The sequence below is a fragment of the Mesorhizobium sp. WSM4850 genome (assembly GCF_055811735.1).
Genome location: NZ_JBVVPV010000041.1, coordinates 13,726 through 27,833, shown reverse-complemented (window position 1 = coordinate 27,833; position 14,108 = coordinate 13,726). Strand labels below are relative to the sequence as shown.

The window sequence follows — 14,108 nt, the reverse complement described above, 5'->3', positions numbered from 1 at the left end:
ACGAGCGCGGGTGGTGAAATGCATGTCGCCCAAAGTGTGCAGCGGTTTTGGCTCGACCGACATGCATAAAGTAAAAAGCCGGATGCGTCCGGCGGCAGTCTTTTATGGGCAGATTTTCGTGCCGTAAAGGCGAATGGCCGATCACTTGCTCTTGTTGATGAGATTCGGCAGCTCTTTCAGGAATATCGTCCGCGTCTGAGGACCCTTCGGCGTATCGGAACGTTTCGTATCGATTACCAGGCGGGCAAAGACGATGCTGCGCGCATCCTTGTTCGCCCAGCCGACAAACCAGCCAAGCGAGCGCCAGCCAAGCGGGCCCTTGTCGGCGCTTTCGCCAAGCCTGGTGGTCCCGGTCTTGCCCTGCACCGTCCAGCCACCTGACCGGAAGGTCGGCAAGATCGCCTTGGTCATCGCGTGGGCTTTGGCCGAAACCGGCAGTTCGCCGGCAAGCAGCCGGCGCAGGAAATTCACCTGTTCGACCGGCGATATCTCAAGGGAAGAATTCACCCAGGACCGGGTGAGGCCATCATTCCTGCCGGCAATGCCGGCAACATCGGTATTGCCGTAGTCGAATTTCGAGACGTAGCCGGCAAACCGCTCGCTGCCGAGCCGGCGGGTGATTTCCTGCGAAAACCACAGCACCGAATCCTTTTCCCAGATCGTCGGGTCTACGGTTTTCTGGTCCCGCTTGACCGCCTTGAACTCGGGCTTGTAGTCCCAAGCCGGCGTGTGCTCGTCGCTCAGGATTCCCGAATCATAGCCGATCAGGGCCAATGGGACCTTGAAAGTCGAGGCGGGGCTGAAGCGCTGGTCGCAGACCCCGTCCCGATACAGCGTTTCACCGCTTGCAGCATCCAGGATCAGCGTGCATTCGACCTCCCCCAGCGGCGCCGATTGTGCGCGGATCGGAAAACCCAAAAACCAGGCCAGAAGGTAGATAACCACGGCGAAAACGAATGGACGGCGGTCTATCTGGCGCATTGGCAATCTCTCCTGATGGCTATCAGGAGCGGCTTAGCGAGGCGGCTTGTCTCGATTTTGTCTTAAATGGGCAACGTGCGGTTAACCTTAGCAAATCGTAAAGATCCTGCTCTGTTTGCAGAGCTTACGCCCCACCGGCATCGGGTTCCGGATCACTGCGCTTCTTTCCGATCCGCCAGTACCGCCAGGGCGTGAACCAGGCATAGCGCTCGGCCAGCACCTCCGGCACCCGGTCGATGCCATGCGTTCCGCCCGGCCCGCAGCGCAGCACGCGGAAAAAACCCATCCAGCCGCCGGCCCATAGCCCATGGCGGGCAATCGCTTCGTGCGCGTATTCGGAGCAGGTCGGCAAATGCCGGCAGGAATTGCCGACAAAGCCGGACAGCGTCAGCTGATAAAAACGCACGAGCGAGGTGCCCAAAATTCGGCCGGGCGTCTTGCGCCAGGGACCTGGCCAGTTGCGCGTGTATCGCGGCCGCTGATGCGTGTGATCCGTCGCCATTTGACGGCTACGCCGCCTGTTCGGCGCGCTTCTTCTCGATCTGGCCGATCGCGTCGACCACCGCATCGAAGGTCAGCATGGTCGAGGCATGGCGCGCCTTGTAGTCGCGCACCGGTTCGAGGTATCTGAGGTCGGCGAAGCGGCCTTGTGGCGGCGCGCCGTTTTCCTTCAGCATCTTCAGCATGGTCTCGCGAACGCTGCGCAATTCATCCGCGCTGGCGCCGACGACATGCTGCGCCATGATTGAGGACGACGCCTGGCCAAGCGCGCAGGCTTTGACGTCATGGGCGAAATCGGTGACGATGCCGTCATCCATCTTCAGATCGACGGTCACCGTCGAGCCACACAGCTTGGAATGCGCGCGCGCGGTTGCATCGGGATGGTCGAGCCGGCCGATCCGCGCGATATTCCCGGCAAATCCCAGAATTTTCGCATTGTAGACGTCGTCGATCATATTTTTCCAATCCGTTGCCGCCGAGCGAACAGCGATTGCCGCAGGCGGCCTTCCTTTCGCTCGCAACGATCATATATAATGCTGGTACTCGGGTATGGACAAGGCGACCAACGACCGCGTCCCTGCTCAATTCACTTCACGCCGCTTACGGGCTGGAAACAGGGCACGTTTCTAACACCCGAAAGGTCGTGGTCCGTTCAACTCGTTCCTCCTGAGAGGGGAACTACGGGAGACGCCTTTATGGATGCCGTCATCAAGAAATTCATGCCCCCTTCTGCCTATATGGAAAAGCCGGTCACCGATCGGCCGACCGAAGCCGAAGCCGAGGCCGCGGTGCGCACGCTGTTGCGCTGGACCGGCGACAATCCGGACCGGGAGGGCCTGGTCGATACGCCAAAGCGTGTGGTGAAGGCCTATCGTGAAATGTTCGGCGGCTACGACAAGTGCCCGGCCGAAGAACTCGGCCGCACCTTCGAGGAAGTCGCCGGCTATGACGACCTTGTCCTCGTCAAGGATATAACGTTCCATTCGCATTGCGAGCACCACATGGTGCCGATCATCGGCAAGGCGCATGTCGGCTATCTGCCGGACGGCAAGGTCGTCGGCCTGTCCAAGATCGCCCGCGTCGTCGATATCTTTGCCCAGCGCCTGCAGACCCAGGAAGCGATGACCGCACAGATCGCCGGCGTCATCCAGGATGTGCTCAATCCTCGCGGCGTCGCCGTCATGCTCGAAGCCGAGCATATGTGCATGGCCATGCGCGGCATCCGCAAGGAAGGCTCCACGACGCTGACCTCGACCTTCACCGGCGTCTTTAAGGACACGCCCGAGGAACAGGTCCGTTTCGTCACCATGGTGCGCGGCGGCAGGGGCTGAACGAGCCTCGCCGGCCGCCAGCCATGGTCGCGAGAAATGAGAACCGGTTCTCGGATCAGATCATGGCCAAACAACAAGACAGAGCCTCGCCCATTCCGATCCTTTCGGACTGGGCGAGGCTCTGAACAAGGACCGGCGATGTCGGCAGTGAAATTTCGAAAAGCTCCATCAGACAAGAAAACACTGGAAGAAAGCACGGTCTTTTCGCCGCGCTTCGATGCCGGCGGCCTGGTCACCGTCGTCGTCACCGATGCCGAAGACGGCATGCTGCTGATGGTCGCGCATATGAACGCCGAAGCGCTGGCGCTGACGCTGGAAACCGGCATTGCCCACTACTGGTCGCGCTCGCGCAGCGCTCTGTGGAAGAAGGGCGAAACGTCCGGGAATGTCCAGAAAATCGTCGAGATGCTCACGGATTGTGACCAGGACGCAATATGGCTGCGCGTCAAAGTGATGGGCCACGACGCAACCTGCCACACCGGCCGGCGTTCCTGCTTTTATCGGACGGTGGGACTGATCGACGGCAAGGGGACGCTTGCCAGCGATGGCAGCAAGCCGCTGTTCGATGCGCAAGAAACGTATCGAAAGCCTCATGAACCATCTATTTGAACCATTCGCCGAACTGCAATCACGTATATTCATGATTTCGATACGGCCTGCAGATAATTTAGCCGCGGGACAAGGGAGATTGTGATGCTCGAATGGGCGTCATTGCATAACAGACCTGACGTTCGGGAGGCCAATGGCCTGTCATCGTCCGCCGGTGCATCCGAAAAGAGCCCCGCCAGGAAAACAGGCATTTCGCTGGCGCTGGGCGGCGGCTGCGCGCGTGGCTGGGCCCATATCGGCGTACTGCACGCGCTCGACGAAGCCGGCATCGAAGTGTCGATGATCGCGGGCACCTCGATCGGCGCGCTGGTCGGCGGCTGCTACCTTGCCGGCAAGCTGGATGAGTTGGAAGAATTCGCCAGGAGCCTGACCAAGCGGCGTATTTTTGGTCTTCTCGATCTCAATCTGCGCGGCAGCGGACTGTTCGGCGGCATGAAGCTCGATGCACGGCTGCGCGAGCACATGGCCGGCATCCGTTTCGAGGATCTGCCAAAACCTTTCGTCTGCGTCACCACGGAGATCCGCACCGGCCATGAAATCTGGCTGTCGGGCGGCTCGCTGATCACCGCCATGCGCGCCTCCTACGCCCTGCCCGGCGTATTCGAACCGGTCAGTTGCAACGGGCGCGTGCTGGTCGACGGCGCGCTGGTCAATCCGGTCCCGGTCTCGGTCTGCCGCGCCTACGAGCAGCCGCTCGTGGTCGCGGTGAACCTTCACTACGATCTGTTCGGCCGCGCCGCCGTCATCAAGCATAGCGCCGGCGAATTGGTCGTCGAGAAGGACGCGCCAAGGCCCGGCCTGATCGACACAGGGCACCAGTACCAGACACGGCTCGGCATCACCGGCGTTATGGTCGAAGCCTTCAACATCATCCAGGATCGCATTTCGCGGGCGCGACTTGCCGGCGACCCGCCCGATATGTCGCTGCAGCCAAAACTCAGCCACATCGGCCTGACCGAATTCCATCGCGCCGACGAGGCGATCCGCATCGGCTATCAGGTGACAATGGCCCAGATCGACGAGTTGGCCCGCCTGCAGGCGGTTCTGGCCTGAAGCGCGATCCGAACTGAAGGTCCGCGCAGAAAACGGAAGCTATCCTCAGGCGCGTGCAGCATCGACGATGCGGAACTGCACCGTGCGGTTGCCGTTCCAGTGATTGCCCGACAGCGAACCGGCGACATGCACCGGCTTGCCCCTGTTCTTGAACAGGAATTCGCCGAGCGCCGTGTCGACGGCGCGAAACGCGATCGCCTGGATGCGGCCACCGCTTTCCGACTGCAACTCGGCGCGGATGTGATTGGTGCCGACCGGCCTCGCATCGGCAAGGCGATGGCGCGGCAGCGCGAAGACCGGTGCGACATGCCCGGCGCCGAACGGGCCGGCTTTCTCCAGTGCATCGAGCAGGCCAAGCGTCGCGCCCTCGGCGGCCAGCGCGCCGTCGATCGCCAGGCTTTCCTCGCCTTGCAGCCGGAACACCTCGGCCGCCGCTCGTTCCTCGAAGAAGGCCCTGAGCGCGCCAAGTTTCGCCCGCTCCACCGTGATGCCGGCCGCCATGCCATGGCCGCCGCCCTTGACGATCAGCCCGGCAATGGCCGCCTCGCGCACCAGCCGGCCAAGATCGAAGCCCGTCACCGAACGGCCCGACCCGGTGCCGACACCATTGGCGTTGAAGGCGATGGCGAAAGCCGGTCGGCGCGCATGGTCCTTGAGCCGCGAGGCCAGCAGGCCGACGATGCCGGGATGCCAGTTGGAGCTGGCGGTGACGACGATGGCTGGCCCGTTGCCGCCGGCAAGCTCGGCATCGGCCTCGACGCGTGCCGCGGCCAGCATTTCCAGTTCCATCTGCTGCCGCTCCTGATTGAGCCGGTCCAGCGTCTCGGCGATGGTGCGGGCCTCGACGGGATCGTCGGTGGCGAGCAGGCGGCTGCCGAGTGCTGCGTCGCCGATGCGCCCACCGGCATTGATGCGCGGGCCGATCAGATAGGCCAGATGAAAGGTGCTGACCGGCTCGCCGATGCGCGAGACCCGCGCCAATGCCGCCAATCCTTCGTTCCTCTGCTGGCGTGCGATCTGCAGTCCCTTGACCACGAAGGCGCGGTTGACGCCGGTCAGCGGCACCACGTCGCAAACGGTGGCCAGGGCAACGAGGTCGAGCAAGCCGAGCAGGTCCGGCGGTGCGGCATCCGGCAACCGGCCGCGCAGGATCTTCGCCGTCTGCACCAGCGCCAGGAAGACGACGCCGGCGGCACAAAGATGGCCCTGCCCCGAAAGGTCGTCCTCGCGATTGGGATTGACGACCGCAACCGCTGCCGGCGGCGGACCGCCGAGCTGGTGATGATCGAGCACCACGACATCGGCGCCGCCAGCGTTCGCCGCGTCGATGGATACGGCGCTGTTGGTGCCGCAATCGACGGTGACGATCAGCGTCGCGCCGCGCGAGACGAGTTCACGCATCGCTTCCGGGTTGGGGCCGTACCCTTCGAAGATACGGTCCGGTATGTAGATCTCCGCAGGCACCGAGAAATGCGTGAGGAACCGCTTGAGCAGCGCCGACGAGGCGGCGCCGTCGACATCGTAGTCGCCGAAGATCGCCACCTTTTCCCTGGCAACGACTGCCCCGGCGATGCGGGCGGCGGCCTTGTCCATGTCAGTCAGCGACGCCGGGTCCGGCAAAAGATCGCGGATGGTCGGATCCAGGAACCGCTCGGTCTGCTCGGCGGTCACGCCGCGCCCGGCAAGCACGCGCGCAACGATGTCCGGCACGCCATAGCCTTGCGCTATGGCAAGCGCGGTCATGTCCTGCCGCTCGGTCAACCGGTGCTCCCAGGAAACACCTGATGCCGACTGCCTGACATCGAGGAAGATACGGTTTTCGCCCGTCATGCGACGCGCCGTCTGCGGATTGTCATTTCTCACGATATGCGACGGCCAGCCGAGTCGGGAATCAAAACTTTTCCAGATCCTGGTGCCTGGCCTTGATCTCGCGCACGGTGCGCGACGACGAGCGCAGCACGATCGTATGCGTGGTGATAAAATTGCGGCCGAACTTGACGCCGGCCAGCATGTTGCCGTCGGTCACGCCGGTTGCCGCGAACAGCACGTCGCCGCGCGCCATGTCTTGCGCGCGGTAGACCCGCTTCGGATCGAGGATGCCCATCTTCGCCGCGCGCGCCAGCTTTTGCGGCGTGTCGAGGATCAGCCTTCCCTGCATCTGGCCGCCGGTGCAACGCAACGCTGCCGCCGCCAGCACACCCTCCGGCGCGCCGCCGGTGCCGAGATAGATGTCGATGCCGGTTTCGTCCGGATCGGTGGTATGGATGACGCCGGCGACGTCACCATCGCCGATCAGCCGGATCGCAGCGCCCGTGGCGCGCACCGCCTCGATCAGCGCGCCATGGCGCGGCCGGTGGAGGATGCAGGCGGTGATCTCCGACACCGCCACGCCCTTGGCCCTTGCCAGGCTGGCGATGTTTTCGGCGGGCGCGGCATCGATGTCGATGACGCCGTCCGCATAACCCGGGCCAATGGCGATCTTGTCCATATAGACGTCGGGCGCGAACAGAAGGCTGCCCTTTTCCGCAATGGCGATGACCGCCAGTGCATTGGGCAGGTTCTTGGCGCAGATCGTCGTGCCTTCGAGCGGATCGAGCGCAATATCGACCGCCGGGCCTTTGCCGGAACCGACCTCTTCGCCGATATAGAGCATCGGCGCCTCGTCGCGCTCGCCTTCGCCGATCACCACCGTGCCGTTGATCGCGAGGCGGTTGAGCTCTTCGCGCATCGCGTCGACCGCGACCTGGTCGGCGGCCTTTTCGTCGCCGCGTCCGCGCAATCTGGCTGCCGCAACGGCGGCGCGTTCGGTGACACGCACCAGTTCCATTGTGAGTATCCGGTCGAGGCCGGCGACGATGTTCTGGGCAACGTTCATCGGTGGACAATCCTCGTTGGCACATTGCCTCCCGCCAGAGGCGCGCCGGTTGTGTCAAAGCTCCATGACAACAGCAAGACCTCAGCGGGTCTTTTTTGAAAACACAACGATATCAATCGATTGAAGGAGAAAAGAGATACGCCTATTCCGCCCGCTCGATGCGGATGACCTGCGGCTTGTCGGTCAGATGATCGTCCCTGGTGATGCCGTCGACAGCCCTGCGGACCGCCGCTTCCGTCGTCTCGTGGGTGACGAGGATCACTGTCTTCTGCAAGGCGGTATCCGGCCCGGCGGCATGCTGCACGATCGATTCCAGCGAAATGTCGTTGTCGGCCATGCGCTTGGCGATGGCGGCAAAGACGCCGATGCGGTCATGCACGGTCAGCCGGATGAAATAGCCGCCCGCATGGCTGCGCATCTGCGCCTTCTTGTACGGCCGCAATTCCTTCGCCGGCAGGCCGAAGACCGGACCGTGCTGGAAGCCGGGCCGGCTCTTGGCGATGTCGGCAATGTCGCCGACCACCGCCGATGCGGTGGCGTTGCCGCCGGCACCCGGACCGGAGAGCAAAAGCTCGCCAAGGATATCGGTTTCGATGGCCACCGCATTGGTGACGCCGTGCACCTGCGCGATGACCGAGGCCGTCGGCACCATGGTCGGGTGCACGCGCTGTTCGATACCGCTTTCCGTGCGCTGGGCGACGCCGAGCAGCTTTATCCGGTAGCCGAGATCGCCGGCCGCGCGGATGTCGGCCTGGCTGATGTTGGAAATGCCTTCCATGTAGATGTCGTTGGCGGCAATCCTCGTGCCGAAGGCAAGGCTGGTCAGGATCGACAGCTTGTGCGCGGTATCGTGGCCCTCGATGTCGAAGGTCGGGTCGGCCTCGGCATAGCCCAGCCGCTGCGCATCTTTCAGGCAGTCGTCGAACGACAGGCCCTCGGCTTCCATGCGGGTCAGGATGTAGTTGCAGGTGCCGTTGAGGATGCCGAAGACGCGGGTCACCGAATTGCCGGCCATCGCCTCGCGCATCGTCTTGATGACCGGAATGCCGCCCGCCACCGCCGCCTCGTAATTGAGCAGTACGCCCTTCTTCTCGGCGGTCTCGGCCAGCGCCACGCCATGTTTGGCGAGCAGCGCCTTGTTGGCGGTGACGACGTGGCGGCCGGCTTCAAGCGCCGCTTTCACGGATGAATGCGACGGCCCTTCGTCGCCGCCGATCAATTCGACGAAGACATCGATCTCGGCGGTCTGCGCCATTCTTACCGGATCGTCGAACCACTTGGCCGCGCCGAGATCGACGCCGCGGTCGCGTTTGGGATCCCGGGCCGAAACGGCCGACACGACGACCTCGCGGCCGCATTGCCGAGTCAGTTCCGCCGCCTTGTCGCGCAGCACGCGCGCCACCGAAGCGCCGACAGTGCCGAGACCGGCGATTCCAACACGCAACGCTTCAGCCATGTCCGGCGACGCCCCTCAAGAATTTGGTCGATGTGATCTGTGGCAACTCAACGATGCGCGGCGAGCGGCACCACATTGTTGGGCTGTTTGGCGCTGGACGCCAGGAAGCGCTTGATGTTGCGCGCCGCCTGCCGGATCCGGTGCTCGTTCTCGACCAGCGCGATGCGCACATGATCGTCGCCATGCTCGCCGAAGCCGACGCCCGGCGCCACCGCCACGTCGGCGTGCTCGATCAGAAGCTTGGAGAATTCGAGCGAGCCGAGATGCTTGAACGGCTCCGGGATCGGCGCCCAGGCGAACATCGACGCCGCCGGCGCCGGGACGACCCAGCCGGCGCGGCTGAAGGCGTCGACCATGACGTCGCGACGCTTGTGGTAGATGTCGCGCACTTCCGCGATATCGGCGCCGTCGCCGTTGAGCGCGTGCGCGGCAGCCACCTGGATCGGCGTGAAGGCGCCGTAGTCGAGATAGGATTTCACCCGCGTCAGCGCCGAGATCAGCCGCTCGTTGCCGACGGCAAAACCCATGCGCCAGCCGGGCATCGAAAAGGTCTTCGACATCGAGGTGAACTCGACCGCCACGTCGATCGCGCCCGGCACCTGCAGCACCGAGGGCGGCGGATTGCCGTCGAAATAGATTTCCGAATAGGCAAGGTCAGACAGGATGATGATGTCGTTCTTCTTGGCGAAGGCCACCACCTCCTTGTAGAAATCGAGCGAGGCGACCTGCGCCGTCGGGTTCGACGGATAATTGAGGATCAACGCCAGCGGCTTCGGGATCGAATGGCGGATGCCGCGCTCCAGCGCCGGAATGAAGCCGTCGTCCGGTTCCACCTGCAACGAGCGGATGACGCCGCCAGACATGATGAAGCCGAAAGCGTGGATCGGATAGGTCGGGTTTGGGCACAGGATCACGTCGCCTGGCGCGGTGATCGCCTGCGCCATATTGGCGAAGCCCTCCTTCGAGCCCAGCGTCGCCACCACTTGCGTGTCCGGGTCGAGTTTCACGCCGAAACGGCGGGCATAGTAATTGGCCTGGGCGCGGCGCAGGCCCGGAATGCCGCGCGACGATGAATAGCGGTGCGTGCGCGGGTCGCGCACGACCTCGCACAATTTGTCGACGATGGCCTTGGGCGTCGGCAGGTCCGGATTGCCCATGCCAAGGTCGATGATGTCGGCGCCGCGCGATCGGGCACTGGCCTTCAGCCGGTTGACCTGCTCGAAGACGTAGGGCGGAAGCCGGCGGACCTTGTGAAATTCTTCCATGTCGTTTCCAGTGGTGGGTTCAATTCCAGACGGTCAAAGTGGTTTTTGGCAAAGGTGCCCGTCGGTGGTGCTTGTCGGTCGCGCGATATAATCCTATTTGCAGGTAGGGTCGAGGGCGGGATCGCATTTGGCTTCGATCTGCTTCAGCGCATCGGCGCCGTGCTGCTTCGCCAATGTGTTCAGCGCCGCCGGGTTCGCGACCTTGACCGCGCCGCCCTTTGAGCCCTGCGCCCGTGCCTCCGCCTTCAACTGGGCGAGGTTGGCGTTCTTTTCCGCCTCGGTGAATTGCTCCGCCGCCGCCTGCGGCGGGATATTCAGGTTCGGATAGGCGCCGGTGTTCTTCGGCCCGTCGGTAGCCGCGACAGGCGTGGCGCCCTCGATGTTGGTGCTCGAACAGCCGGCGATCGCCAAAAAGACGACCGCCGCGCCTGTGCGGCAAAAACGACCAGTGCCAGAAAAAACAGTCTTGCCAGTATCAGTCGTCATATTGTTTCCCGGGCAGCCAAGATAGAGCGCGTTGGACCCTGTTGGATGTGCCATGATACTATGTCAAGAAAACGCTTCGGGAGGAACCCCGCGAACCATGTCCAAAACACCCGATTCGGGCAAAGCGGAAGATGACCGGCCTTCGACCGTCGAGCAATATCTGGTCAAGGATCCGGAGCGCTTCGCCTTGAACATGGCGCGCATGATCGAGCAGGCCGGCAAGGCGGCTTCCGCATGGGCCGAGCCGCGCGAGAAAGGCGATGTGCGCGATCATGTCGCCGAGCCGGTCGTCGATATGGTGAAAACCTTCTCCAAGCTCAGCGAATACTGGCTTTCCGATCCGCAGCGCGCGCTGGAGGCGCAAACGCGGCTGTTTTCCGGCTACATGACCGTCTGGGCCAACTCCATCCAGCGCCTCAGCGACGGCGGCGAAGACGCCGAAGGCGCGTTCAAGCCCGAGCCCGGCGACAAGCGTTTCCAGGACCCGGAATGGGGCCGCAATGCCTTTTTCGATTTCCTCAAGCAGGCCTATCTCGTCACCTCGCGCTGGGCGAACGACCTGGTCGAGCACGCCGACGGGCTGGACGAGCACACCCGCCACAAGGCCGGTTTCTACGTCAAGCAGGTGTCCAACGCCATTTCGCCGTCGAATTTCATCCTGACCAACCCGGAACTGTTTCGCGAGACCATCGCTTCGAATGGCGAAAACCTGGTGCGCGGCATGAAGATGCTGGCCGAGGACATCGCCGCCGGCAAGGGCGACCTGAAACTGAGGCAGGCCGATTATTCGTCCTTCGAGATCGGCAAGAACCTGGCCACGACACCCGGCAAGGTGGTGGGCCGCAGCGACGTCGCCGAGATCCTGCAATATGATCCGGCGACCGAAACCGTGCTCAAGCGGCCGCTGCTGATCTGCCCGCCATGGATCAACAAATTCTACATTCTCGATCTCAACCCGCAAAAATCCTTCATCCGCTGGGCGGTCGAGCAGGGCCACACCGTCTTCGTCATCTCCTGGATCAACCCGGACGAGCGGCACGGCACCAAGAGCTGGGAGGCCTATATCAGAGAGGGCCTGCAATACGGCCTGGACACGATCGAAAAGGCCACCGGCGAACAGGACGTCAACGCCGTCGGCTATTGCGTCGGCGGCACGTTGCTGGCAGCCGCCCTGGCGCTTTTGGCGCAGGAGGGCGACCACCGCATCAAATCGGCCACCTTCTTCACCACGCAGGTCGATTTCACCCATGCCGGCGACCTGAAAGTGTTCGTCGACGAGGAGCAGGTCGCGGCCGTCGAAAAGGCGATGAACGAGAAAGGCTATCTCGACGGCACCAAGATGGCGACCGCCTTCAACATGCTGCGCTCGGGCGACCTGATCTGGCCCTATGTCGTCAACAACTACATGCGCGGCAAGGATCCCCTGCCCTTCGACCTGCTCTACTGGAACGCCGATTCGACCCGCATGGCCGCAGCCAACCATTCCTTCTACCTGCGCAATTGCTATCTCGAGAACAGACTTTCGCAAGGCGAGATGGAACTGGCGGGCCGCGTCGTATCGCTGAAGGATGTCACCATCCCGGTCTACAACCTCGCCTCCAAGGAAGACCATATCGCGCCGGCGCTTTCGGTGTTCCTCGGATCGAAATATTTCGGCGGCGAGGTCGACTACGTCCTGGCCGGCTCCGGCCACATCGCCGGCGTCGTCAATCCGCCGGCGGCGCAGAAATATCACTTCTGGACCGGCGGCAAGCCAACCGGCGACTTCAACGAGTGGCTCGCCAAGGCCACCAACCATCCCGGCTCCTGGTGGTCGCACTGGCAACGCTGGGTCGAAGCCAGGGACGACACCCGCGTGCCGGCCCGCAAACCCGGCAAGCACATGAAAACCCTGGGCGATGCGCCAGGCACCTATGTCAAGGTGCGAGTGTAACCTTCTGTAATGTGTGGTGAGTTGACGCGCCGGTAAAAGAGGGCGAAATGGGTTCGTCAACCCTTAAGCACTCCCGATTCTTCTCTAGCCGTCGAAATACTCTGGGGCTTGCGGATTTGACACAGGTCTCGTTTCCGTTCGGGGACAAGGGTTCATTGCGGCGAGACATTTTCGGTGCCGCCAATGAAGTACCGACCGGACATCGAGGGGGAATTTGGTTTTGAAATCAGCAGGATCGCGCCTCGCGAAGGGAGAAAGCCGCGCCATCGCGGCCGCGCTTTTCTCCGTGCTCCTGGCGTCCTGCACCTCGGCCGGCGACCCGTCACTGTCCGTCGGCATGCCCGGCTACAATGCCTCGGCTGCGGACACAGCCTCCGGCAGCCAACAGGTCACCACTGATTCATCGTCGCAGATGACGACTTCACAAATGACGATGACCGCCAAGGGCGACGCAAGCCTTCCCGAGCAGGTCGCTCATGTGCCAGCGGCCAAGCCAGGGGCGCAGGCCCTCCAGGGAGGCACCAAATCGGATGCCGGCTTCCCCGTCCCGGCCAAAGCGGGCGCAGAGACGGCTGCGGGCCAGACGACGCAGCCACAGGCGGCGCAGACGGTTGAACAGGCCGACGCTGCTGCGCAGAAGACTGAAACCGCCGATGCCGGCACGGCCGCGCCGAACTCCGCCGCGCCGGCGATGAACAACCCGGTCTATGTGACCGCCGCAGAGCCGCAGGCCTATGCGCCGAAGAAGAAGGGGTTCCTCGCCTCTTTGTTCAGCACGCCTGCCTCGGCAGCACCTGCCCCGCAGGCCAGCAACAGGTCGGGCGAGCAGCCGCCGGCGGCGCAGCCCAAGGCCGCTCAGCCCAAGGCGGCTCAGCCCAAGGCGGAGGCAAAACCGGCCATCACCCTGGCCTCGGCCAAATCGGCTGAAAAGCCGGTGCAACTGGCTTCGCTCGGCGATACCAGCCGCTTCACCGATGACGCGCTGCCTGGCGTGCGCAAGACCGCACTTTTCGAGATCAAGCGCAAATCCGGCCTCGACGACGACAGCGACGTCGATCTGAACGAGGATGAAGGCGGCGCCTATCAGGTGGCATACGCTCCCGGTCTTGCCCGGCTGGCGCCGAACGGTCTTTTGAAGCAGACCGAGAATGTCGACGTTGCCTGCCTGAAACCTTCGCTGGTCCGTGTGCTGAAGACGATCGAGGGCCACTACGGCAAGAAGATGATCGTCACCTCCGGCTATCGTGATCCGGCCCGCAACCGCCGCGCCAACGGCGCCAAGAATTCGCTGCACATGTATTGCGCCGCCGCCGACATCCAGGTTCCAGGCGTCTCGAAAGCGCAACTGGCAAGCTACATCCGCAGCATGCCAGGGCGCGGCGGCGTCGGCACCTACTGCCATACCGAATCCGTCCACATCGACGTCGGTCCCGAGCGCGACTGGAACTGGCGCTGCCGTCGGCGGCGGTAACGGCTGGTTCTCCTCTCGTCTATGCAACGCCGCAGTGTGCTGTCTCAACACGGCACGCGATGCTGCGTCGAACCGGGGGGAAATCGCCGAAAATGCGCGGTTTTGCGGTCACCGAAAAAAGTTGTCGCAGGTAGCGGCAGACGGGTT

13 protein-coding genes are annotated in these 14,108 nt (G+C 63.3%); 5 read left to right on the top strand and 8 right to left on the bottom strand.

From position 1 onward, the window contains the following. Nucleotides 1–141: 141 nt before the first annotated feature. From blaOXA to AC0L2Z_RS27970, 3 genes are all read right to left on the bottom strand, one after another. Nucleotides 142–981 (bottom strand): class D beta-lactamase, encoded by an 840-nt coding sequence (gene blaOXA / locus AC0L2Z_RS27980; protein ID WP_473531063.1) that lies wholly within the window; start codon nt 979–981, stop codon nt 142–144. Nucleotides 982–1,105: 124 nt separating this feature from the next. After that, nucleotides 1,106–1,483: a membrane protein insertion efficiency factor YidD gene (gene yidD / locus AC0L2Z_RS27975; RefSeq protein WP_128244790.1), complete on the bottom strand. Its 378-nt coding sequence runs from the start codon at nt 1,481–1,483 to the stop codon at nt 1,106–1,108. A gap of 7 nt (nt 1,484–1,490) precedes the next feature. Next, on the bottom strand, nt 1,491–1,937 hold the full coding sequence (locus AC0L2Z_RS27970) for an iron-sulfur cluster assembly scaffold protein (RefSeq protein ID WP_023801044.1): 447 nt from the start codon (nt 1,935–1,937) through the stop codon (nt 1,491–1,493). Between the two features lie 240 nt (nt 1,938–2,177). Here AC0L2Z_RS27970 and folE point away from each other — a divergent pair, with 240 nt between their 5' ends. From folE to AC0L2Z_RS27955, 3 genes are all read left to right on the top strand, one after another. Beyond that, nucleotides 2,178–2,813 carry a GTP cyclohydrolase I FolE gene (gene folE, locus AC0L2Z_RS27965; RefSeq protein ID WP_023801043.1) on the top strand — a complete coding sequence of 212 codons (636 nt, stop codon included), beginning with the start codon at nt 2,178–2,180 and terminating at the stop codon, nt 2,811–2,813. A 138-nt stretch (nt 2,814–2,951) separates the two neighbouring features. Further along, complete coding sequence (gene hisI / locus AC0L2Z_RS27960; protein ID WP_473531065.1) at nt 2,952–3,422, top strand: phosphoribosyl-AMP cyclohydrolase; 471 nt, start codon at nt 2,952–2,954, stop codon at nt 3,420–3,422. Nucleotides 3,423–3,506: 84 nt separating this feature from the next. Next, entirely contained in the window at nt 3,507–4,475 is a 969-nt protein-coding gene (locus AC0L2Z_RS27955) for a patatin family protein (RefSeq protein ID WP_128186154.1), read from the top strand. A 45-nt stretch (nt 4,476–4,520) separates the two neighbouring features. Here AC0L2Z_RS27955 and recJ read toward each other — a convergent pair whose 3' ends face one another. The 5 genes from recJ to AC0L2Z_RS27930 all read right to left on the bottom strand — a co-directional run bounded on the left by recJ (nt 4,521) and on the right by AC0L2Z_RS27930 (nt 10,482). After that, a complete protein-coding gene (gene recJ / locus AC0L2Z_RS27950) occupies nt 4,521–6,305 on the bottom strand; it encodes a single-stranded-DNA-specific exonuclease RecJ (RefSeq protein ID WP_473531066.1) in 1,785 nt (594 codons plus the stop codon). A 61-nt stretch (nt 6,306–6,366) separates the two neighbouring features. After that, nucleotides 6,367–7,350 (bottom strand): class II fructose-bisphosphatase, encoded by a 984-nt coding sequence (gene glpX, locus AC0L2Z_RS27945; protein ID WP_473629864.1) that lies wholly within the window; start codon nt 7,348–7,350, stop codon nt 6,367–6,369. Nucleotides 7,351–7,492: 142 nt separating this feature from the next. Then, on the bottom strand, nt 7,493–8,806 hold the full coding sequence (locus AC0L2Z_RS27940; protein WP_473629863.1) for a homoserine dehydrogenase: 1,314 nt from the start codon (nt 8,804–8,806) through the stop codon (nt 7,493–7,495). Between the two features lie 47 nt (nt 8,807–8,853). After that, nucleotides 8,854–10,071 (bottom strand): LL-diaminopimelate aminotransferase, encoded by a 1,218-nt coding sequence (locus tag AC0L2Z_RS27935; RefSeq protein ID WP_077383891.1) that lies wholly within the window; start codon nt 10,069–10,071, stop codon nt 8,854–8,856. Between the two features lie 93 nt (nt 10,072–10,164). Beyond that, complete coding sequence (locus tag AC0L2Z_RS27930; protein ID WP_473629862.1) at nt 10,165–10,482, bottom strand: hypothetical protein; 318 nt, start codon at nt 10,480–10,482, stop codon at nt 10,165–10,167. 172 nt (nt 10,483–10,654) lie between these two features. Between AC0L2Z_RS27930 and phaC the strand changes: the two genes are divergently transcribed. Both phaC and AC0L2Z_RS27920 read left to right on the top strand, forming a co-directional pair. Then, on the top strand, nt 10,655–12,490 hold the full coding sequence (gene phaC, locus AC0L2Z_RS27925; protein WP_473629861.1) for a class I poly(R)-hydroxyalkanoic acid synthase: 1,836 nt from the start codon (nt 10,655–10,657) through the stop codon (nt 12,488–12,490). Nucleotides 12,491–12,704: 214 nt separating this feature from the next. Next, the gene (locus AC0L2Z_RS27920) at nt 12,705–13,961 is read left to right on the top strand and encodes a YcbK family protein (RefSeq protein WP_473629860.1); all 1,257 of its coding nucleotides are present in this window, start codon (nt 12,705–12,707) and stop codon (nt 13,959–13,961) included. Nucleotides 13,962–14,108: the final 147 nt, after the last annotated feature.